The following is a 20392-nucleotide window of genomic DNA, read 5'->3' on the forward strand; positions in this document are numbered from 1 at the left end:
GAAATCCAGCAGTAACAACGATGTGCCGCGCTGATCGTCACGCGTTGCGGTACGAGATTGGCTGCCGCCGTGTCACAAGCGGGCGACGGCGACCTCGCTAGACGCGGCCGAGTCTGGTGAGCAGGACACGCGCCGCTACGGCGTGGGCACCCTGTCCGCACACCGAGCTGACCACCGCCTGGTCGGAGGTGGCCACCACCAACGGCCTGCCAGCCGGCTCCGCCGCCACCAGTGCCCTGATCACGTCGTCGGCGAGTACACCGGGGTCGGAGAACAGCACCCGCACTCCCTTCGGCGTCGCCGAGGGGATGGACGTCACGTCCGCCCCGTCGAACACCACCGTGACCTCTGCACCGGTACGAGCAGCGAGCGCGGAGAGTTGGCCAACCAGCCTGCTGCGCTGTTCGGCCAGCGAAAGGTCTGGATAACCTGTCTTCGTCACGTTGTACCCGTCGACGATGAGGTGCACGTTGGGCAGGCTCAGCAGCTTCTCCAGGATGGCTGGCTCGGAAACGCGGCCACCGCTGGTGGCCGTGCTCGCACCACGCACGATGTCGGCGGGGCGCCGCCGCACCGCACCGACGGAAAGCTCCCGGCGTAGCCCGTCGACCGCACCGCTGAGCGTATCCAGCAACATCGACAACCGCACTTCGTCGGCGTCGCGCGCCTCCCGCGCGGACTGGCGAGCGACCTCGGCCTCGCCGACGGCGCGCTCGGCCCGCTCCCTCTCCCGTGCTGCCCTGTGGCGTTCCCGCTCCAGTTGCGCTGCCATCCCCTCCAGTTCGGCGGCTTGCTCGGCCCGTGCCCGCTCGGCTTCGGCCCGTGCCTGCTCGGCCTCGTCCCTGGCCTGCCGCAGCACCATGCCCTGCTCCCTGAGTCTGCCGCGCAGCCGGTCGAGTTCGCTCTCGCGCCCCCCTCGCGCCTGCTCGACCTCCTGCCTGGCCTGCTCGAGGTCAGCACGAAGTCGCTGCACCTCGGCCTCCAGCTTGCGGCTACGCGCCACGGCCGCGTCCCGTTCGGCACGCAAGGTGGTTTCCTCCGCGTTCTTGGCCACAAGCCGGATCCGCGAGGACGCACTGGACTCGCCGAGCAACACGGCGGCGGCCGCCGCGGCGACCGAATCCTCGTCGTTGGGGTTCAGCGCGTCGAAGCGGTTCTGCCGCAGCCACTCCAGCACGGCGGTGCGAAACCGGCTGGAGTCTCTCAGCCCGGTGAGCAGGGCGTTACCCCCGAGCCGTGCCCGTTTGGCCGGGGCGAACCGGGCCACCGGCCGCAACTGCCTGGGAATGTCGTCGCCTGTCAGCTTGCCGAGCGCGGCGGCCGTCAGCTCGGCGATTCGCTCTCGCACCGGTTCAGGTAGCCCTAGCCAGTCGACGGGCTCGGATTCGGGTTCGGGTTCCGGTGACGGCGCCGGGTCACCGGGCGCGCCTGTGACGTGCCCGGAGGCGGTCTCCTCGGGTCGCTCTGGGTGCGCGGGTGACGGCAGCATCCATCCAGCTTAGGTTCTGTATGCCGCCAACCGCGCCCCCCTGAGGTCACGGGGTGGCTCGACCACCAGCCTGGCGGCGAGCGGGAGGTGATCGGAGGCCGCGGGATCGGCGTCGATCACCCTGGCCCACACCGGGCGCACCCCTGTGCCGGTGAACACGTAGTCGATCCGGCGGTCGGGAGTCTCAGCGGGGTAGGTGCCGCCCGCACCGTGCCCCGCGGCGACCCAGACGTCGGTGAACTCCTCCGCAACGGTCGTGATCTCGGCCGCCGAAGGCAGCGCGTTGAGGTCACCGACGAGCACGGCGGGCTCGGTGTCACCGATGAGCTCGGTGAGCTGCCGCGCCTGCCGCAACCGGTCGGTGCGCGAACTCGCGGCGAGATGGGTGTCGTAGACATGCACCGGCGTGCCGCGCACGTCGAGTTCGGCGTGCAGCAGACCGCGCTGCTCCTGGTCAGGCGAGCGGTACAGGTAGGTGTTGGTCGAGCGCACGATCGGGTACCTGGACAGGATCGCGGTGCCGTACTGGATACGCGGCCTGCCCGCCTCGGGCGGATCACGGTCGATGTTGGCGCCGAAGGCGGCGTGGTAGCCGAGTCGCCTGGCGAGCGCGCCTGCCTGGTCGGCCCAATCGCTGCGACCCGAGTAGTGCCGGTCCACCTCCTGCAGCCCCACGACGTCGGCCCGGCTCTCCCGGATCACCTTGGCGATCCGGTCGAGGTCGAGTACGCCGTCTGTGCCCTCCCCGTGGTGGATGTTGAACGACAGCACCGTGACCGTCCTCGCCCCGTGTGCGGCCGCTCCCGCAGGCGTCACCATCGCCACCGTTGTCGTCAGCGCGCCACACACCAGCAGCACGATTGCGAGGCCTCTTCGCATCATCGGCGTCTCCGTCCATTCGGTTCGCAATGATCGTCGCCACCGAGGCTGAGCGAAGCGTGATGTCCCGGTGAACCGAGGGCGAAAACTGTCGGTGGGTGTGCCTATGGTCGCCGATCATGCAACTGACGTTCGACGAACTGGGCACACCGTTGCGGGACACCACGTTCGTGATCGTCGACCTGGAAACCACCGGCGGTGCGCCCGGGCCGAGGGGCATCACCGAGATCGGGGCCGTGAAGGTCCGTGGCGGCGAGACGCTCGGCGAGTTCGCCACGCTGGTGGACCCTGGCGCACCCATTCCGCCGCAGATCGTCGCGCTGACCGGTATCACCAGTGCGATGGTGAGCGCCGCTCCCCGGATAGAAAGCGTGCTGCCTGCCTTCCTGGAGTTCGCCTCCGGAGCGGTGCTGGTAGCACACAACGCCGGCTTCGACACCACATTCTTGCGGGCAGCGTGCCAGGCGCACGGCTACGCCTGGCCTCGCCCGCCAGTGGTGTGCACACTGCGGCTGGCCCGCCGCGTGCTGGCACCGGAGCAGACAGGCGGCTACCGGCTTTCCGCGCTTGCCGCACTGCTCGGAGCGAGGACGAAGCCGACACACCGCGCGCTCGACGACGCCCACGCGACCGTCGACGTGCTGCACGCGCTGCTGGAACGCCTCGGCTCGGTCGGCGTGCACTCGCTTGAGGAGTTGCTGGACTACCTGCCCGACGTCACACCGGCGCAGCGCAGGAAACGGGGCCTTGCCGCGCACCTTCCCGACAAACCAGGGGTGTACCTGTTCCTCGGCCCCGGTGACGAGGTGCTCTACGTGGGCACCGCCAAGAACCTGCGTCGCAGGGTGCGGCAGTACTTCACCGGCTCCGAAAGCCGTGGCCGGATTCGGGAGATGGTGGCGCTGGCCGGGCGGGTGGACGGCATCGAGTGCGCACACGCGCTGGAGGCCCAGGTTCGCGAGTTGAGGCTGCTCGCCGCGCACCGGCCCGCCTACAACCGCCGGTCCAAGAACCCGCGCAAGGTGTGGTGGGTAGTGCTCACCGACGAGGCGTTTCCCCGGCTTTCGGTCGTGCGCCGGGCCAGGGACGGCGCGCTCGGCCCCTTCAACTCGCGGACACGTGCCAAGGCCGCCGCCGAAACGCTGGCGAGCGTCGCACGGCTACGAACGTGCACCCAGCGGATCGCGCGTACCGGCGGCGACTCATCGCCGTGCGTGCTCGCCGAACTGGACCGCTGCGGCGCGCCCTGCGCGGGCAGGCAGACCGTCGAGCAGTACCGGCCTGGGGTGCGACTGGTCACCGAACTGGTAGCGGGTACGTCCGACGCGGCGTTGCACGCGGCTCGCGAACAGGTGGAGGCGCTGGCGGCCGCCCAGCACTTCGAACGGGCGGCTCAGCGGCGGGACGAGTTGGCCGCGTTGTTGCGGGCCGTGCACCGTGGGCACCGCCTCGCCTCGCTGGCCGCGATCGCCGAACTCGTCGCTGCTGCCCCTGACGGCAATGGCGGTTGGGAAATCGCCGTGATCCGCCACGGCAGGCTGGCCTCGGCCGGGGTCGCGCGTCGTGGGGTGCCGCCGATGCCTGTTGTCGACACGCTCGTGGCCTCGGCGGAGACCGTGCTGCCCGGCGAGGGGCCACTACGGGGGGCGGGCAGCGAGGAGGTGGCCGTGCTGCTGCGCTGGCTGAGCCGCCCCGGTGTGCGGCTGGTGCGCACCACCGACCCGTGGGTGGAGCCGGTGCGCGGTGCGGGTGGCTGGGACCCGTGGCTGCGGCGAGCCGCGACAGCGGTTTCGCTCGAGGCTGTCGGGTAGAAATCCGGTAGAAATCCGGTAGCCATCGGTAGGCGTCAGGTAGGCAATGAGTAGCTGTCGTGGCCGCCGCGTTCCCCGCTGACGAGGGATACGATCGCGGCGAAGGCAGCAACCGCGAGGAGGCCACGTTGATCACTGCGATCGTCCTGATCCACGCCGCGACGGACACCATCCCCGAGACCGCGCAGGCGATCGCGGACATCGACGGCGTCTCGGAGGTCTACTCCTGCGCCGGTGACGTTGACCTGATCGCGATCGTGCGCGTGGGGGCACACGAGGAACTCGCCGACCTCATCCCGGCCAGGATCGGCAAGGTGCCAGGAGTCCTGGACACCGACACCCACATCGCGTTCCGCTCCTACTCCAGCGCCGACACCCAGTCCGCTTTCGATATCGGCATCGACGGCGACTGATTCGAGACGGTCCCGCAACGGCCAGGCCGCCGAGGTTCACGTAGAACCTCGACGGCCTGGTCCGCTTCCTCGATCTCAGCGTTCGCTGGTGGTGGTGGCCTCCTCCGGCTGGGGTGCCTCCAGCTCACCTGTCGCGTAGTCGCCCTCGGCTTCCTTGGCCCGCTCCAGCGCGGCCGTCTGTTCCGGCGGGTCCGGCGTGAGCAGCGAGCCGGGTACCGCCTTGCCAGCGGTGCCGAGCTGGTTCATCCGCTTCGGCACGGGCGCACCCTGGTACTCCAGTTCCACCGGGTGACCGTGCTCGTCGACCGGGCCGAGCGGCTGGTGCAGCTCGATGAACTCACCGTGCGGCAACCGCTTGATGATGCCGGTCTCCACACCGTGTTCGAGCACCTCGCGGTCGGCTCGTTGCAGGCCGAGACAGATCCGGTAGGTGACGAAGTACGCCAGCGGCGGCAGCAACAGCAGACCGATCCGGCCCATCCATGTCGTCGCGTTCAGCGAGATGTCGAACGCGTACGCGATGATGTCGTTGAAGCCGGACAGTTCCAGCACCATGAAGAACGTCAGCGCCATCACGCCGAGGCTGGTGCGTACCGGCGCGTCCCTCGGCCGCTGCAACAGGTTGTGGTGAGCGGTGTCCTTGGACAGTTTCCGTTCCAGGAACGGGTAAGTGATCAGCAGCCCGAACAGCAGGCCCATACCGATCGCACCCGCGAAGAACACCGGCGGCACCGTGTAGTTGCCCAGGTAGAGCTCCCACGCCGGATAGATCCGCAGGATGCCGTCCGCCCACGCCAGATACCAGTCGGGCTGTGAACCCGCGGACACCTGTGAGGCGACATACGGGCCGAGGTTCCACACCGGGTTGATCTGGAACAGCCCGGACATCAGCGCGGTGAGGCCGGTGACCACGGCGAACCACGCACCGCCCTTGACCGCGAACACCGGCATGATCCGCACGCCTACGACGTTGGTCTCCTTGCGTCGCACGCCGGGGAACTGGGTGTGCTTCTGGTACCAGACCAGCGCGAGGTGCACGGCCACCAGGGCGAGCATCACCCCGGGGATGATCAGGATGTGCAGCGCGTACATCCTTGGCACGATCACCACGCCGGGGAACTCGCCACCGAACAGCGCCCAGTGCAGCCAGGTGCCGATCACCGGCACCGAGAGCGTGATACCGGACAGCGTCGCGCGAATACCGGTACCGGAAAGCAGGTCGTCCGGCAGCGAGTAGCCGAAGAAGCCCTCGAACATGCCCAGGATCAGCAGCAGCGCGCCGATGACCCAGTTGGCCTCGCGTGGCCTGCGGAACCCGCCGGTGAAGAACACCCGGAACATGTGCACGAACATGGCGGCCACGAAGATCAGTGCCGCCCAGTGGTGCAACTGCCGGATGAACAGCCCGCCCCTGACCTCGAAGGAGATTTCCAGCGTGCTCTCGAAGGCACGCGACATCTCCACACCCTGAAGGTTGACGTAGGGACCGTCGTAGACGACCTCCGCCATCGAGGGATCGAAGAACAGCGTGAGGTAGATCCCCGACAGGATGAGGATGATGAAGCTGTACAGCGCCAGCTCACCGAGCAGGAACGACCAGTGCGTCGGGAACACCTTGTTCAGCTGGTGCCGCAGGCCACGCGCCACGCGGTACCTCTGGTCGGCGTCCGTCGCCGCCCTGGCGGCCTGCTTCTCCAGAAAGCCGGAGCTCTTGGTCGGTGTGGTGAGTGAACTCATGACCTACGGCTCCAATACCCAGGTCCGATCGGCTCGATGAAATCGTGCCGGGCGATGAGATATCCGTCGGTGTGCACGGTGATCGGCAGCTGCGGCAGTGCCCTCGTGGCGGGCCCGAAAACCGGCTTCGCGTAGGTGAGCATGTCGAACTGCGACTGGTGGCACGGGCACAGCAGCCGGTTGGTCCGCTGCTCGTACAACGAGGCCGGGCACCCGACGTGGGTGCAGATCTTCGAGTACGCGTAGTAGGTGCCGTAGTTGAAGTCTTCCTGCCCCTTGCGCTTGACGACCCGCTGCGCGTCCTCCGACCGAAGCCGGATCAGCATCACGGGGTTGTCGCCACGGCGCAGCGCCAGCGACAGCGCATGCGCGTCGCCACGCTCGGACTCCCGGAACGGGAAGACCGTCTCCATCGCGCCAGCGTCCAGGTCTTCCGGGCGGACCAACGAGATCTCTTCCGGGTCGCCGGTGTTGCGCCGCAGATAGACGATCTCGCCGGGGAACTGCTGCATCCAGCCGGTGTGGATGAGCGAATCCGGGCTGTCCGGGTTGTCCCACGGGTTCTTGACGAAACCGGCAAGTGGCAGCGCGACCGCGCCGAGTCCGAGCACGCCCGCACTGAGCCCGGCGCTGCGCTTGATCATCGAACGCCGTGCGATCGTGCTGCGGTTACCCGCGTCCGCGAGCTGCGCGAGGATCGTCTGCTTGTCGATCTCGGCGGAGCCCTGACCCATGTTGTCGTCACGCTGCTGCACGGCGAGTTCGGCGGGAATGAACCGCTTGCTGTAGATGAGCACGCCGATCGAAAGCGCCAGCACCGCGACGCCCAGCGTGATACCGAGCATCGGCGTGTACAGGGCGTACCAGAAGTAGGCGTCCTCATCGGACGGCGGCGCGTACTGCCAGGGCCACCAGATGAGCGCGCCCACGAAGGCCACCCCGGCCAGCGCCGCGATCAGGAACCACAGGCCGATCCTGCGCTCGGTCCGCTTCTCCGCCCTCGTGCCCTTGACCGGCCAGGGCTCGGGGTAGTTGACGATCTCGACCCCGTCCAGCTTGCTGCCAAGCTTGACGAGTTCGTCGCGGCTCATCGCCGCGACCTCCTCGTCCGTGGGCCGCCGCTCCGGCTCGTTGCCGCTACTCATTGTCGTATGCCGTCCTATGCCCTTGATCCGATCCACAGGGTCGCGCCTATCAGCGCGCCGATACCCACGACCCACGCGATGACGCCTTCCGATGCGGGCCCGAGGCCGCCCAGCGGGTTGCCGCCCGGCGAGTTCTCGCCCTCGGCCACCGACTTGACGTAGGCGATGATGTCCTGCTTCTCCTCAGGCGTCAGTTGCCGGTCGGAGAACTTGGGCATGTTCTGCGGGCCCGTGAGCATCGCGGTGTAGATCTGTTCCTCGGTGGCGGGAGCCAGCGCTGGGGCGAATTTGCCCGAGGACAGGGCACCACCCTGCCCGGTGAAGTTGTGACAAGAAGCGCAGTTGAGCCGGAAAAGTTCCGCGCCTCGCGCCGAGTTCGATCCCCGCAGTTCCTCGCCCGACTCAGCGGGCCGCTCCGGGCCACCGCCGTGTGCCTGGATGTAGGCACCGAGCGCGTCGATCTGGTCGGGAGCCAGCCGGGCAGGCTTGCGCTGTGCCTGCGCCTCCTGCCGCACCATCGGCATGCGTCCGGTGGACGTCTGGAAGTACACCGCGGCCTCGCCCACACCGATCAGGCTCGGACCTCGGCCCTGCACACCCTGCAGGTTCTCGCCGTGACACGTGATGCACGTGTTGTTGTAGATCTGCTCGCCCTTGCGCAGCAGCGCGGGGTCGGTCTGCGCCTGCGCGGTCTGCGGCTCGGGCGCGAACACGGCGTACAGCGCTCCCGCGCCCATCAGCGCGACGCCGAGCGCGAGCAGGCCTGCCATCCGACGGCGGAATTTCGTGCGGCGGCCCTGCCGCCGCTTGGCGGCTGAGGCGGGGTTCTTGCTGATGGTCATCTTCTGCGGCAACCCTTGCTGTCAGTTCGGCCGATGGTGTTCTCGTCAGGGAATGATGTAGATCACCGCGAACAGGCCGATCCACACGATGTCGACGAAGTGCCAGTAGTACGAGACGACGATCGCCGAGGTCGCCTGCGCCGGGGTGAACTTGCTCATACCCGTTCGGATCAGCAGGTAGACAAACGCGGCGAGACCGCCGATGACGTGCAAGCCGTGGAATCCGGTGGTGAGGTAGAACACCGTGCCGTATGCGCCGGACGGGATCGTCACACCCTCGCTGATCAGCGTGATGTACTCGCCGACCTGCCCGCCGACGAAGATCGCGCCCATGATGAGGGTGATCAGGTACCAGCGGCGCAGCCCGAACACGTCACCCCGTTCGGCGGCGAACACACCGAACTGGCAGGTGAACGACGACGCCACCAGGATGATCGTGAACGGCAGCGCGTACGGGATGGACAGGTGAATCGGCTCGCCGGTAGCCGGATTCAGCGGGGGCCAGTGACCCGTGTCGTTCTGGGCCTTGACCGTGAAGAACATGGCGAACAGGCCAGCGAAGAACATGAGCTCGCTGGACAACCACACGATCGTGCCGACGCTGACCATGTTGGGCCGGTTCAGCGAGTGCACCCGCTGGCTGATGGTGGGAGCTGCCGTTGTCACGCGTCGCATTATGTCTCCCCCCGTGGGGGGCTCGCAGATCGGGTCCTACGGACGGTCGTGGAACGGCCCCTCCGGACCCGCTGTCGAGCGGTCCCGACTCGCTCAACCCCCTGGGTGAAGTGGGGTCCGGGCGGCTAGCATCGTCGGCAGCAAACACCGAGGGCGTGGAGGCGAACAGACCATGACCGAGCAGCCGATGAGGATCCTGGTTTTCAGTCACCGGCCCGAGGTACGCGACGCGATCATCAACGCCGTCGGCCGCAGGCCCGCCACCGACCTCGGCAAGGTCACCTACGTCGAGGCGAGCGGTGTGGCCGATGTCATCACGGAGATGGACTCCGGCAACGTCGACCTGGCCATCCTCGACGGCGAGGCGCAGCCCACCGGTGGGATCGGCCTTTCGCGGCAGTTGAAGAACGAACTCGACGACTGCCCGCCCATCGTGATCGCCGTCCGCCGCAAGGACGACCGCTGGCTCGCCACGTGGTCGCAGGCCGACGCCGTACTGGTGCATCCGCTCGACCCGCTGAGTGCGGCAGAGACCGTCGCCGACGTGCTGCGCACCCGACGGGCCCCCGTCGTCCGCGGCTGAGGCGTCATGGCCGCCACACACACCTGGCCCGCCCTGCTCGGCCCGCTCATCGAGGGAACGGATCTCTCAGAGGACGACACGGCCTGGGCGATGGACCAGATCATGTCCGGGTCGGCCACGCCTGCCCAGATCGCCGGATTCGCCGTCGCGCTGCGCGCCAAGGGAGAGACAGCCACCGAGATCGCCGGGATGGCCAAGGCAATGCTCGGCCACGCGCGTCGCGTCGAACTCGAGGTCCCGGCGGTGGACATCGTCGGAACGGGTGGCGACCAGTCCGGCTCGGTGAACATCTCGACGATGGCTTCCCTGGTGGTCGCCGCGGCAGGCGCGCCCGTCGTCAAGCACGGAAACCGAGCCGCTTCGTCGAAGTCCGGCGCGGCCGACGTGCTCGAGGCGCTCGGCGTGACGATCGAGTCCACCCCCGAACAGGTACGCGAATGCGTCGAGCGGATCGGGATCGGGTTCTGCTTCGCACCCGCGTTCCACCCCGCGTACCGCCACACCGGTCCACCCCGGCGCGAGCTGGGCGTGCCCACCATCTTCAACCTGCTCGGCCCGCTGACCAACCCTGCCCAGCCGCGGGCCGGGTTGGTCGGCTGTGCCTACGCCGACAAGACCCGGCTACTGGCCGAGGTGTTCGCCCAGCGCGGTGCCAGCGTCCTGGTGGCGCGCGGCGACGACGGCCTTGACGAGATCACCACCACCACGAAGAGCACGTTGTGGGTCGTTTCGGGCGGGACGGTGCACACCGAGTCGTTCGACCCGGCCACGCTGGGCATTCCCAAGGCGACGGCGCAGGACCTGCGCGGTGGCGACGCCTCGGTGAACGCCGAGGTCGTGCGCGAACTGTTGAGCGGCAAGCCTGGTCCGGTTCGCGACGCCGTTCTGGTGAACGCGGCGGGAGCGCTCGCGGCGTTCGAGGGGTTCTCCGGCGACCTCACCGCCGACCTGCGTGCCGGGTTGGTAAGGGCCGCCGAGGCCGTCGATTCGGGAGCCGCGGCGGACCTGCTCGCCCGCTGGGTCGGTACGGCGTAGCCCGGCGACCGGCCGATAAGCCGGACCGCCGGGCAGCGTCCGCGGCGCGGGAAGGTTAGTGGTGGCTCGGCCCGGTGTGGTACTCGAACAGCAGCCCGCCGATGGCGATGAGCAGGGCCACCCCACCGATAATGAGCAACCAGATCTGGAAGAACGCCAGCGCCACGCCGACGATGGCCGCGCAGGCGGCCAGCGCCACCGGCCAGTAGCTGCCGGGGCTGAAGAAGCCCAGTTCCCCGGCACCGTCACTGATCTCGGCTTCCTCGCTGTCCTCCGGTCGCGGCTCGATGCGGCGGGACACGAACCGGAAGTAGCTGCCCACGAGCAGCGCCAGACCACCGGTGAGGAGCAGCGCGACCGTGCCGATCGGTTCGACGCCCTCCGTCATGGTGCCCGTCATCACCGCGTACACAGCCGCTACGACGAAACCGAAGACCGCGACGATGTCGAAAACCGTGGATTCGACCTTCATGAACGTGTCCTTCTCACTCGATCCGGGTTCGGAAGGGGCACCTGAGGGGTGCTTCTCCCCCGACCTCAGCCAGACGCGGTGCGTGCCGTGCGGTCGGTGGCGAACGGCTTGGTGGTGGTCGCCACCGGGCTGCAGAGCTGCTCGTCACAGCCCTCGCCCTGCATGATGCGCAGCGCGTCCGAGGCGGTGTTCGGCTGACCCGTCTGCGGGTTCAGCTGGCTACGCAGTTCCAGGTACCGGTCGAACTTGTCCGGGGAGAGCGCGCGCACCTCGAAGTTCATCATCGCGTGGTAGGTGCCGCACAGTTCGGCACAGCGGCCCACGAAGGCGCCCTCACGGTCGATCGTGTTCTGGAACTGGTTGTCCTGGTTGTTCTTCTCCGGGTACGGCATGACGTCCCGCTTGAAGTGGAACTCCGGCACCCAGAACGAGTGGATGACGTCGGTCGAACGCAGCGTGTACTGGATCCGCCTGTCCGTGGGCACTACCAGCAGCGGAACTTCACTGGAGGTGCCGACGGTGCTGACCGGCTGGCCGTTCGGGGTCCGCGTTCCGGGATAGGAGAACTCCCAGTTCCACTGGAACGCGGTCACGTCCACCGTGACGTCGGGGTCCTCCTCCTTGGCCAGCACCGAACTCTCGGTCACCGCGGTGAAGAAGAACAGCACGCAGACCATGATCACCGGCACGACCACGACGAAGAGTTCGAGTGGCACGTTGTACTGGAACTGCCGTGGCAGGGCCTCGGTCGAGCCCTTCTTCCTGCGGTGGAAGGCCACCGACCAGAAGATCAAACCCCACACGATGACGCCGACGGCCAGCGCCGCGACGACCGACCAGGTCCACAGCAGGCGCATCTTCTCTGCTTCCGGAGTGACCCCGACCGGCCACCCGAACCGCAGGACCTCCTCGCCGGAACACCCGGTCGCCGTGACGGCGACAAGCCCGGCGAGCGCGGCGACCCTGGCGGCCTTGCCCCGTCGTGTCTCCCGGGTGCGCTCTACAACGCCCACTCCGCGATGCCTCCTCGCCCGATCTCTCTGACGTTTCGGACTTTAGCCCAGACCCGGCGAGCCCACGTCACCGCCCATCCCGGCATACTTGCCACTTCGTAAAGCGGCGACGAACAAAAGGGTGAGTGAAGAGGCGTGTGCGGCCTGCTTGGACTGGTCTGTGCCAGCGAAGAAGACGCGGCCAAGGCCCGGGACGCGGTCGGGGCGGCGCTGCGTTGCCAGCGGCATCGCGGCCCCGACGAGACCGACACGTGGGCCGACAGCGAGGTGGTGTACGGCTTCAACCGGCTCGCCATCATCGACGTCGAGCATTCACACCAGCCGCTGACCTGGGGACCTTCCGAGAACCCGCAGCGCTACACGATCAACTTCAACGGTGAGATTTACAACTATCTCGAGCTTCGGCAGCGGTTGGCTGACGAACACGGTGCGACGTTCACCACAGAGGGCGACACGGAGGCGATCGTCGCGGCTTACCACTACCTCGGGCCTGCGGCGGTCGGGCGGCTTCGCGGCATGTTCGCCTTCCTCATCTGGGATTCCGAGCGCAAGGTGGTGTTCGGCGCGCGTGACCCGTTCGGCATCAAGCCGCTGTTCTACTCGGCGGGCCCATCCGGCGTGGCCTTCGCCAGCGAGAAGAAGAGTCTGCTCGAACTGTCCGCGACACTGGGCGTCACCGACGAACTCGACCGCACCGCACTACAGCACTACCTGGCGCTGCAGTACGTGCCGGAGCCGGAGTCGCTGCACATGGGCGTCAGGCGGATCGAGTCGGGCACCTCGTTCACGGTCGCGCCGGGCGGTGAGCTCAAGACAGAGCGCTACTTCTCCCCCGAGTTCCGTGCCACACCGGTGTCGGGCGCCGCGGACGTCGCCGCGCTGCACGAGGAGATCGCCGAGGTCATGCGTGACTCGGTGGCCAAGCACATGCGTGCCGACGTCACCGTCGGGGCATTCCTGTCCGGCGGCATCGATTCCACGGCGATAGCCGCGCTGGCCAAGGAGCACAACCCCAACCTGATCACCTTCACGACCGGGTTCGAGCGCGAGGGCTATTCGGAGGTGGATGTCGCCGCCGAGTCGGCTGCCGCGATCGGTGTCAAGCACATCGTGCGCACCGTCACCGCCGACGAGATGATGGACACACTTCCTCTGATCGTGTGGTATTTGGACGATCCGGTGGCCGATCCGGCGCTGGTGCCGCTGTGGTTCATCGCCCGCGAAGCCCGCAAGCACGTCAAGGTTGTGCTCTCCGGTGAGGGCTCCGACGAGCTCTTCGGCGGCTACACCATCTACCGCGAGCCGCTGTCGCTCGCACCGTTCGAGAAGTTGCCCGGCGGGATACGCAAGCTGCTCGGGAAGGTCTCCACGGTGATTCCGGAGGGCACAAGGGGCAAGGACCTGCTGCGCCGAGGTGCGCTGTCGCTGGAGGAGCGCTACTACGGCAATGCCCGCATCTTCCGCGACGACCAGCTTCGGCCGGTGCTGCGCACCTTCGCAGAGGGCGTCGGACACCGTGACGTCACCGAGCCGTGGTACCGGCTTTCCCGGGATTGGGACCCCGTGGCTCGGATGCAACACGTCGACCTGTTCACCTGGTTGCGTGGTGACATCCTGGTCAAGGCCGACAAGATGACGATGGCCAACTCGCTGGAACTGCGCGTGCCCTTCCTCGACCCCGAGGTGTTCCGGGTCGCTTCCAGGATCCCGCTCGACCAGAAGATCACGAGGGAGACCACCAAGTTCGCGCTGCGCCGCGCGCTGGACGGCATCGTTCCCTCGCACGTGCTGAACCGGCGCAAGCTGGGTTTCCCCGTGCCCATCCGGGTGTGGTTGCGCGACGAGATGTATGACTGGGCACGCGGCATCATCAGCGACTCACAGACCGCTGACCTGCTGGACAAGACCGCCGTACTGGCCATGCTCGACGAGCACAAGGCTGGCACGCTCGACCACAGCAGGCGGTTGTGGGCGCTGCTGGTGTTCATGCTGTGGCACGGCATCTTCGTGGAGAACCGCATCAAGCCGGACATCCCGGAGCCGCAGTACCCCGTCAAGCTCTGAGGCCGAACCCCCGGCGTGGCGGCGAGCCACCACGCCGGGGGTTCGGCACGGACTGGTCGCGCGGCGAGCTGGAACCTGGCCGGTACCGTCGATCGCGGAATGGGTTGTCGGGTCCGCAAGCACCGCGAACACTCTGGCGGCGGGCACGTCGATGGTCAGAACCGCACTGACCTCTCTTCGACCACGGGTGTGCACGCTCCTCGTCAGCCCACGAGAGGCGGCGCCGCGACGTCGACTCAGTCCGGCAGCACCGCTTCCAGTTCCGCCGCGGCGTCCTTGCCGAACGCGTCGCTCAGCCGGTCGAGCACGGTGGCCTGGTCAAAGCTCCACTCCTGAGTGCCAACCGTTTCCAGCACCAGCACGGCGACCATGCATCCCAGTTGCGCACAACGGGGCAGGCTCAGGTTGAAGTGCAGGCCCGCGAGGAAACCGGCGCGGAAGCCGTCGCCGACTCCGGTCGGGTCGATCTTCGACAGCGCGGGCACCGCCCCCACCCGAAGCACGCTGCCGTCGGCCGCCGCGATCTCGACGCCGTTCTCACCCGAGGTGGTCACGCGCATACCGACCCTGGAGAGCACGTCCGACTCGGTCCAGCTGGTCTTGCGCAGCAGCAGTTCCCACTCGTAGTCGTTGCTGAACAGGTACGACGCGCCCTCGACGAACTCGCGGACCTGCTCACCGTCCATCCTGGCGAGTTGCTGCGAGGGGTCGGCGGCGAAGGTGTAGCCGCGCTCGCGGCACTCCTGGGCATGCCGCAGCATCGCGGCCGGATCGTCGGGGCTGATCATGATCAGGCTCAGTCCGCCGACGCGCTCGGCCACCGGTGCGAGTTCGATGTTGCGCGCCTGCGCCATCGCGCCCGCGTAGAAGGTCGCGATCTGGCAGAGGTCGTCGTCGGTGGTGCAGACGAAGCGCGCCGTGTGCGCCAACTCCGAGACGTGGACACCCGAGGTGTCCACCCCGTGCCGGTGCAGCCAGGCCTCATAGTCCGCGAAGTCGTTGCCGACCGCCCCCACGAGCACCGGGGACACACCCAACACGCCGAGCCCGAAGGCGATGTTGGCACCGACGCCACCCCTGCGGATCACGAGGTCGTCGGCGAGGAAGCTGAGCGATACCCTGTGCAACTGCTCGGGGACCAGTTGCTCGGCGAACCGGCCAGGGAAATGCATGAGATGATCGGTCGCGATGCTGCCCGCGACCGCGATCCGGGCCTTCCCTGTCACCGGTTCCTCCAGAAAAGGTCGTCGGATTGGCCCGGCCGTGAGACTACCGAGCGGTAAGGGTGTCGCGCATCGTCGCGACCCCCTACCGTACCGGTGTGAACTTCGCCACTGAGCCGGACACGCTGGCCGAGTTGATCGCCGACTGCGCCGAGATCCCGCGTGGGCCGGAAGTGCCTGCGGCGCGGCAGCAGCGCCCCGCGGCACCGTGGACGGTCGACGATGCCTGCCACGCACGGGTCGTCGAGCTGGACGAGTACGTCTGAGCCGGGACAATCCGGGCCTTCGAAGGGTGCCGACTCACGGGGGACCGCGGTCAACGACGCCCGCGGCCCCTGTGTCCAAACCAGGTAACAACCGACGGGCGCCGGTCACGCGATTCGCGTGACCGGCGCCCGCTGTCTTATGACCGGTTGTGACCGTGCTTCGGTCGCGGCTCAGTGGAAGGAGTCGCCGCAGGCGCATGATCCGCCCGCGTTGGGGTTGTCGATCGTGAAGCCCTGCTTCTCGATGCTGTCGACGAAGTCGATCTCGGCGCCCTGCACGTACGGAGCGCTCATCCGGTCCACGGCCACCCGCAGCCCGTTGAACTCGCGGAACAGGTCGCCGTCGAGCGTGCGCTCGTCGAAGAACAGCTGGTACCGCAGCCCGGCGCAGCCACCGGGCTGCACGGCGATGCGCAGATGCATGTCGTCGCGGCCCTCTTGATCGAGCAGCGCCTTGGCCTTACTGGCCGCGGCCTCGGTCAGGGTGACGCCGTGCGTGGCCTCGCCGGCGTCGCCGGGGGTGTTGCCGGTCTGCTCAGCGGTCGTCATGACTCTCCCTCAAGGTCTTGGTGCAGGCGGGGCACTGGTGCCAACAAGCCCGGCTCCCGTTCTGTTCCCATCGTCCATGGTGACACATCTTGCGACCGGCTGAACATCGCCAGTGCGTCCTGCAATACCCTGTCAAGGTGAGGTTCCTGCGCCGTACCAGCACACAAGAGGCCGACGCCGTCCAGACTGACGCAGGCGAGGACGAGTCGTCGGTCGAATCTCACACGTCGAAGGGCTTCACCCCCGGCAAGGGACGGCCGACCCCGAAACGGCGGGAGGCGGAAGGCAAGCGGCGCGGTCCCGTCGCACCACCGCCACGTACCACCAGGGAAGCCATCAGGCGTAGCCGGGAGCTGCGGAAGAAGAACCCGGTCAGCAAGGACGAGCGCAGGGCCGCTGCGAGGGAGCGGCGCGAGCGCATGATGGCCGGTGACGAGCGCTACCTGCTGCCCCGCGACCGCGGGCCGGTCAAGGCGTATGTACGGGATCTGGTGGACTCGCGACGTAACGTGCTCGGCCTTTTCATGCCGCTGGCCATCCTGGTGTTCATCACCTTGCTGATCCCGATTCCGGAGATACAGCAGTACGCGACGTTGCTGACCACGGTGATGCTGCTGGGCATGGTGGTGGAGGGTTTCCTCAACGGTCGCCGCATCAGCCGCCAGGTTCGGGCCAAGTTCCCGAAGGAGAACGTCAAGGGAGCCTCCATCGGCTGGTACGCGTTCGTACGCGCCAGTCAGATCCGCAAGCTCAGGATGCCGAAGCCAAGGGTGAGCCCGGGCCAACCGGTGAACTGAAACGGCGCCGCGCCCCGGATGCGTTCCCGGAGCACGACGCCGTCGACCGCGCCGGTCAGTTGGCCGCTCAGTGGAACACGAACTCCGCGTCGGCCGTCGTCGAGCTCGGGCACAGGAAGCTGCCGCCGGACTTGTCGATGGTGACGCCGGTGGCCGTGTAGGTCCTGGTCGTTCCCTCCCGCTGCGCTTGAAGGCCTGCCGCCTCGTACTCACAGGTAATGCCCGACATCTGGACCGTGACGTTGATGAGGTCGGCGGTCGCGGTGCCCGCCGTGTCGTCGAAGCTGATCGTCGGGTCGTTGTTGAGCGTGACGCTGACGCTACCGGTGCAGGTGACGTTGGGATTCACGGTCGTACGGTCGAGGGTGACCGTCTGCGGCGGGTTGCCACTGATGCTCCCGTCGGTCCAGCTGCAGGTCTCGCCCGCGGCCGTGATGGACCCGTCGACCTTCGCGTGATCGGCGAGTGCGACGCCGGCTGTGAGGCCGGAGACCGCCATAGCGCCGACGACCAGTCCGGTGATCTTCGTGGTGAGCCGAGCCACTGCTACCTCCATTGGTCGCTGTTACCGACGAGTAAACTCATCGGCATAAAAAGAAAAACACTCGCGTTTCTATATGTCAACCCTGCGTTCCGATTGACTACTCAGCGAATTACTTCCTGGTCAGCGACCGGACGCCGTTACCGCGAATGGGGCAAGATCCAACACACTGCGTCGAAGTTCGGTGAACTTCACACCGCTTTCCAGGCCTCGACCGATCACCTGGCAACACAGCCCGACCAGGAACTCGGCGTGGGTACGGCCGGCAGGCGAGTTCGGATCGGGCCGGTCGAACAACGCGACAAGGGACTGCTTGAACTTGCTGTGTCGCTTCAGCAGAGCGGAATCTCCTGACTGAGCCGGGACCACGAACAACATCCTCGCCATCCCGGGCCGGCCGACCGTCCAGCACAGCACGGCCTCGGTGAGCCGCAGGAAGTGCTCGCCACAGTCTTGCGCGGCCGAAGGCATCGACCGGGCGCACACCACGCCGCACTCCCGTGCCGCCTCGTCGAAAGCATCAAAACCACAGTCGGCGACCGTTCGGTAGTGTCGGGTGAAGGTACTGACTTCGAGTCCGGCGGCTGCCGCGACGGTGGCCGCGGTGATGTCGCGCCAGCCAATCTCCACAAGGACAGCCCGCAACGCCGACCGCAGCCGGGCACACCCGGAACAGGCGGCTGTGCTTGGAGTCACATCCGAAGAGTAACGGCAGCTTCACGGCGAGCAAAGCAGGCAACCGGAGGCAACGTGGGCGGAACCGGACAGGGCACACGGCAGCTGCCACCGGGCAGACACGGCTTCACCCGTGACTACGTCACCGAGAACCAGCGCGCCCGCCTGCTGGCGGCTTTGGCACAGGCCGTGGCCGAACGCGGCTACCCAGACCTCACCGTGGAGTCCGTCGTCGAAAGGGCGGGCGTTTCCCGCAAGACGTTCTACGAGCATTTCAAGAACAAGGAAGAGGCCTTCCTTGCCGCCTACGACGACTTCGCCGCCCACCTGGTCAAGCAGGTGAAGCGGGCCAGCAAGCCGACGGCGTCCTTCTCCGAACAGGCCGAGGCCATCCTGCGCACGATCCTGGAACTGTTCGCCGAGCACCCGGCACAGGCTCAGCTCGTGGTGGTGGAAGTGCTCGCAGCGGGCCCGAGGGCGGTGCGCAGACGCAACGACTCGCTGAAGCTCATCGTGGAGGTGGTGGACCGCGGCACCTGCACGCTCGCCGAGGAGCAGGGCATGCGTCCGCCACCCGCGATCACCGCGGAAACCGTCGTCGGTGGCCTGCTCGAGGTGATCTACAGCCGGGTGGAACGCGGTGAGGCGACGCGGCTGCCCTCACTGCTGCCCGACCTGATGTACTGCGTCCTGCTCCCCTACGTCGGCCCGACCGCCGCTGGTGCCGAGCACGCACGCCTGAGTAGCCAGACCCGATCGGCACACACCTGAAGTAACTCCAGGTGTTTAGCCTTGCGAAGGATTTCTGGATAGGGTGAGCCCATGGAGTTTCGTCGTCTCGGCCGCAGCGGCCTTTCCGTCAGCGAGATCGCCTACGGCAACTGGCTCACCCACGGCTCCCAGGTGGAGGAGGAGCAGGCACGGGCGTGCGTCAAGGCGGCGCTCGACGCGGGGGTGACCACCTTCGACACCGCCGACGTGTACGCGAACACGGCGGCGGAGTCTGTGCTCGGGCGCAGCCTCGCCGGACAGCGCAGGGAAAGCCTGGAAATCTGCACCAAGGTGTTCTGGCCGACCGGGCCGGGTGGCCCCAACGACAAGGGGCTGTCCCGTAAGCACATCATGGAGTCCGCGCACGCCTCGCTGAAGCGGCTCGACACCGACTACATCGACCTTTACCAGGCACACCGCTTCGACCACAGCGTGCCGCTCGAGGAGACGATGGTCGCCTTCGCCGACCTCGTCCGGCAGGGCAAGGTGCTCTATCTCGGCGTCTCGGAGTGGACGGCGGAGCAGATCACCAGGGGCGCGCAACTTGCCCGCGAGCTGCGGGTACCACTGGTGTCCAACCAGCCGCAGTACAACATGCTGTGGCGCGTCATCGAGGAACAGGTCGTACCCGCCTGCGAGCGCGAGGGCATGAGTCAGATCGTGTGGTCGCCGATCGCGCAGGGCGTGCTCACCGGCAAGTACCGAAGCGGGCAGGCACCGCCCGCCGGGTCACGGGCCACCGACACCAACGGCGGCGCGAACTTCGTCAAGCGATTCCTCTCCGACGACGTGCTGGCCGGTGTCGAACGATTGCGCCCGCTCGCCGACCAGGCCGGGCTGTCGCTCGCCCAGCTCGCCGTCGCGTGGGTACTGCAGAACACCAACGTGGCATCCGCCATCATCGGCGCTTCCCGGCCGGAACAGGTGCACGAGAACGTGAAGGCCGCGGGTGTGCGGCTGGAGGCCGACCTGATGCACGCGATCGACGAGGCCCTAGGTGACATCGTCGAGCGCGATCCCCGGATGACTCAAAGCCCACGCTGAGGTTGTCCGCCTTTCACTCCCGGTCGCGCTTGGGCCGGGAGTCGTGCCTGCGTGCATCGGCGGCGGCGCTCCAGACCAGCCTCACCTCCTCCAGCAGCTCCCACGGCTTGAGTACGGTGGTGCGCGGCAGCGAGCCCGCGAAGCTCACCGGATGCTTGCGGAACCGGCGCAGCATCCGGCCGGGCTTGCTGGTCATCCGCTGCCGCAGGTCGGCGAGGTAGCGGCGCCGCACGTCCCGCTCGATTCTGGTGCCACACCGGGTGCACGTCGTGACGACTAGCAGCCGCCCCGCGTACGCCAGCTCGTGCGGGGTCTCCTCACCACAGTGGTGACACAGCAACGTGGCCCGCTCGACGACACCCATCCGC

22 protein-coding genes are annotated in these 20392 nt (G+C 67.6%); 9 read left to right on the plus strand and 13 right to left on the minus strand.

What is annotated here, in order from left to right; translation table 11 throughout:
- Positions 1–97: 97 nt before the first annotated feature.
- Positions 98–1489, minus strand: a complete 1392-nt coding sequence (locus tag FHU38_RS18850) for an NYN domain-containing protein (protein ID WP_167173260.1) — start codon at positions 1487–1489, stop codon at positions 98–100.
- Between the two features lie 9 nt (positions 1490–1498).
- A complete protein-coding gene (locus FHU38_RS18855; protein WP_167173262.1) occupies positions 1499–2371 on the minus strand; it encodes an endonuclease/exonuclease/phosphatase family protein in 873 nt (290 codons plus the stop codon).
- Positions 2372–2487: 116 nt separating this feature from the next.
- Between FHU38_RS18855 and FHU38_RS18860 the strand changes: the two genes are divergently transcribed.
- Both FHU38_RS18860 and FHU38_RS18865 read left to right on the plus strand, forming a co-directional pair.
- Positions 2488–4179: a DEDD exonuclease domain-containing protein gene (locus FHU38_RS18860; protein ID WP_167173265.1), complete on the plus strand. Its 1692-nt coding sequence runs from the start codon at positions 2488–2490 to the stop codon at positions 4177–4179.
- Positions 4180–4307: 128 nt separating this feature from the next.
- Positions 4308–4592: an Lrp/AsnC family transcriptional regulator gene (locus FHU38_RS18865; protein WP_167176283.1), complete on the plus strand. Its 285-nt coding sequence runs from the start codon at positions 4308–4310 to the stop codon at positions 4590–4592.
- 75 nt (positions 4593–4667) lie between these two features.
- Here FHU38_RS18865 and qcrB read toward each other — a convergent pair whose 3' ends face one another.
- The 4 genes from qcrB to ctaE are packed head-to-tail and all read right to left on the minus strand — an operon-like array spanning position 4668 to position 8991.
- Positions 4668–6329 carry a cytochrome bc1 complex cytochrome b subunit gene (gene qcrB, locus FHU38_RS18870; RefSeq protein ID WP_167173266.1) on the minus strand — a complete coding sequence of 554 codons (1662 nt, stop codon included), beginning with the start codon at positions 6327–6329 and terminating at the stop codon, positions 4668–4670.
- Positions 6326–7474, minus strand: coding sequence for a cytochrome bc1 complex Rieske iron-sulfur subunit (qcrA, locus tag FHU38_RS18875; RefSeq protein ID WP_167173267.1), 1149 nt, complete (start codon positions 7472–7474; stop codon positions 6326–6328). Before qcrA ends, qcrB begins: the two co-directional genes overlap by 4 nt.
- 14 nt (positions 7475–7488) lie before the next feature.
- On the minus strand, positions 7489–8316 hold the full coding sequence (gene qcrC / locus FHU38_RS18880) for a cytochrome bc1 complex diheme cytochrome c subunit (RefSeq protein WP_167173269.1): 828 nt from the start codon (positions 8314–8316) through the stop codon (positions 7489–7491).
- A 45-nt stretch (positions 8317–8361) separates the two neighbouring features.
- Positions 8362–8991 (minus strand): aa3-type cytochrome oxidase subunit III, encoded by a 630-nt coding sequence (gene ctaE / locus FHU38_RS18885; RefSeq protein ID WP_167173271.1) that lies wholly within the window; start codon positions 8989–8991, stop codon positions 8362–8364.
- Positions 8992–9163: 172 nt separating this feature from the next.
- Here ctaE and FHU38_RS18890 point away from each other — a divergent pair, with 172 nt between their 5' ends.
- Together FHU38_RS18890 and trpD are read left to right on the plus strand one after the other, a co-directional pair.
- Positions 9164–9574 carry a response regulator gene (locus FHU38_RS18890; protein WP_167173273.1) on the plus strand — a complete coding sequence of 137 codons (411 nt, stop codon included), beginning with the start codon at positions 9164–9166 and terminating at the stop codon, positions 9572–9574.
- Between the two features lie 6 nt (positions 9575–9580).
- Positions 9581–10609, plus strand: coding sequence for an anthranilate phosphoribosyltransferase (gene trpD / locus FHU38_RS18895; protein ID WP_167173275.1), 1029 nt, complete (start codon positions 9581–9583; stop codon positions 10607–10609).
- Between the two features lie 55 nt (positions 10610–10664).
- Here the strand turns inward: trpD and FHU38_RS18900 are convergent, their stop codons facing one another.
- Both FHU38_RS18900 and ctaC read right to left on the minus strand, forming a co-directional pair.
- Complete coding sequence (locus FHU38_RS18900) at positions 10665–11081, minus strand: cytochrome c oxidase subunit 4 (protein ID WP_167173277.1); 417 nt, start codon at positions 11079–11081, stop codon at positions 10665–10667.
- 65 nt (positions 11082–11146) lie between these two features.
- The gene (gene ctaC, locus FHU38_RS18905) at positions 11147–12094 is read right to left on the minus strand and encodes an aa3-type cytochrome oxidase subunit II (RefSeq protein WP_167173279.1); all 948 of its coding nucleotides are present in this window, start codon (positions 12092–12094) and stop codon (positions 11147–11149) included.
- A gap of 135 nt (positions 12095–12229) precedes the next feature.
- On the opposite strand from ctaC, the gene asnB reads away from it, so the two are divergent.
- Positions 12230–14158: an asparagine synthase (glutamine-hydrolyzing) gene (gene asnB / locus FHU38_RS18910; RefSeq protein WP_167173281.1), complete on the plus strand. Its 1929-nt coding sequence runs from the start codon at positions 12230–12232 to the stop codon at positions 14156–14158.
- A 236-nt stretch (positions 14159–14394) separates the two neighbouring features.
- Here asnB and FHU38_RS18915 read toward each other — a convergent pair whose 3' ends face one another.
- Positions 14395–15384, minus strand: coding sequence for a carbohydrate kinase family protein (locus FHU38_RS18915; RefSeq protein WP_313886828.1), 990 nt, complete (start codon positions 15382–15384; stop codon positions 14395–14397).
- 95 nt (positions 15385–15479) lie between these two features.
- Between FHU38_RS18915 and FHU38_RS18920 the strand changes: the two genes are divergently transcribed.
- Positions 15480–15647: a hypothetical protein gene (locus FHU38_RS18920; RefSeq protein WP_167173283.1), complete on the plus strand. Its 168-nt coding sequence runs from the start codon at positions 15480–15482 to the stop codon at positions 15645–15647.
- Positions 15648–15818: 171 nt separating this feature from the next.
- Here FHU38_RS18920 and FHU38_RS18925 read toward each other — a convergent pair whose 3' ends face one another.
- Positions 15819–16196 (minus strand): HesB/IscA family protein, encoded by a 378-nt coding sequence (locus FHU38_RS18925; protein ID WP_167173285.1) that lies wholly within the window; start codon positions 16194–16196, stop codon positions 15819–15821.
- Between the two features lie 137 nt (positions 16197–16333).
- Between FHU38_RS18925 and FHU38_RS18930 the strand changes: the two genes are divergently transcribed.
- Positions 16334–16993 (plus strand): DUF3043 domain-containing protein, encoded by a 660-nt coding sequence (locus FHU38_RS18930; RefSeq protein ID WP_167173287.1) that lies wholly within the window; start codon positions 16334–16336, stop codon positions 16991–16993.
- Between the two features lie 67 nt (positions 16994–17060).
- Here the strand turns inward: FHU38_RS18930 and FHU38_RS18935 are convergent, their stop codons facing one another.
- Positions 17061–17549, minus strand: a complete 489-nt coding sequence (locus tag FHU38_RS18935) for a hypothetical protein (RefSeq protein WP_208415733.1) — start codon at positions 17547–17549, stop codon at positions 17061–17063.
- A 108-nt stretch (positions 17550–17657) separates the two neighbouring features.
- Positions 17658–18230 (minus strand): hypothetical protein, encoded by a 573-nt coding sequence (locus FHU38_RS18940; RefSeq protein WP_167173289.1) that lies wholly within the window; start codon positions 18228–18230, stop codon positions 17658–17660.
- Positions 18231–18284: 54 nt separating this feature from the next.
- On the opposite strand from FHU38_RS18940, the gene FHU38_RS18945 reads away from it, so the two are divergent.
- Complete coding sequence (locus tag FHU38_RS18945) at positions 18285–18980, plus strand: TetR/AcrR family transcriptional regulator (RefSeq protein WP_167173291.1); 696 nt, start codon at positions 18285–18287, stop codon at positions 18978–18980.
- 51 nt (positions 18981–19031) lie between these two features.
- Positions 19032–20024 carry an aldo/keto reductase family protein gene (locus FHU38_RS18950; protein ID WP_167173293.1) on the plus strand — a complete coding sequence of 331 codons (993 nt, stop codon included), beginning with the start codon at positions 19032–19034 and terminating at the stop codon, positions 20022–20024.
- Positions 20025–20037: 13 nt separating this feature from the next.
- Here FHU38_RS18950 and FHU38_RS18955 read toward each other — a convergent pair whose 3' ends face one another.
- Positions 20038–20388, minus strand: coding sequence for a hypothetical protein (locus FHU38_RS18955; protein WP_167173295.1), 351 nt, complete (start codon positions 20386–20388; stop codon positions 20038–20040).
- Positions 20389–20392 lie beyond the last annotated feature (4 nt).

It is taken from the genome of Saccharomonospora amisosensis, from assembly GCF_011761185.1.
In the GTDB taxonomy this organism is placed as follows: Bacteria; Actinomycetota; Actinomycetes; order Mycobacteriales; family Pseudonocardiaceae; genus Saccharomonospora_A; species Saccharomonospora_A amisosensis.

Coding starts and splice junctions, on each gene's coding strand:
- FHU38_RS18850 (WP_167173260.1), bottom strand. CDS start 1,489: ATGCTGCCGTCACCCGCGCACCCAGAGCGACCCGAGGAGACCGCCTCC.
- FHU38_RS18855 (WP_167173262.1), bottom strand. CDS start 2,371: ATGATGCGAAGAGGCCTCGCAATCGTGCTGCTGGTGTGTGGCGCGCTG.
- FHU38_RS18860 (WP_167173265.1), top strand. CDS start 2,488: ATGCAACTGACGTTCGACGAACTGGGCACACCGTTGCGGGACACCACG.
- qcrB (WP_167173266.1), bottom strand. CDS start 6,329: ATGAGTTCACTCACCACACCGACCAAGAGCTCCGGCTTTCTGGAGAAG.
- qcrA (WP_167173267.1), bottom strand. CDS start 7,474: ATGAGTAGCGGCAACGAGCCGGAGCGGCGGCCCACGGACGAGGAGGTC.
- qcrC (WP_167173269.1), bottom strand. CDS start 8,316: ATGACCATCAGCAAGAACCCCGCCTCAGCCGCCAAGCGGCGGCAGGGC.
- ctaE (WP_167173271.1), bottom strand. CDS start 8,991: ATGCGACGCGTGACAACGGCAGCTCCCACCATCAGCCAGCGGGTGCAC.
- FHU38_RS18890 (WP_167173273.1), top strand. CDS start 9,164: ATGACCGAGCAGCCGATGAGGATCCTGGTTTTCAGTCACCGGCCCGAG.
- trpD (WP_167173275.1), top strand. CDS start 9,581: ATGGCCGCCACACACACCTGGCCCGCCCTGCTCGGCCCGCTCATCGAG.
- FHU38_RS18900 (WP_167173277.1), bottom strand. CDS start 11,081: ATGAAGGTCGAATCCACGGTTTTCGACATCGTCGCGGTCTTCGGTTTC.
- FHU38_RS18925 (WP_167173285.1), bottom strand. CDS start 16,196: ATGACGACCGCTGAGCAGACCGGCAACACCCCCGGCGACGCCGGCGAG.
- FHU38_RS18935 (WP_208415733.1), bottom strand. CDS start 17,549: ATGGAGGTAGCAGTGGCTCGGCTCACCACGAAGATCACCGGACTGGTC.
- FHU38_RS18950 (WP_167173293.1), top strand. CDS start 19,032: ATGGAGTTTCGTCGTCTCGGCCGCAGCGGCCTTTCCGTCAGCGAGATC.
- FHU38_RS18955 (WP_167173295.1), bottom strand. CDS start 20,388: ATGGGTGTCGTCGAGCGGGCCACGTTGCTGTGTCACCACTGTGGTGAG.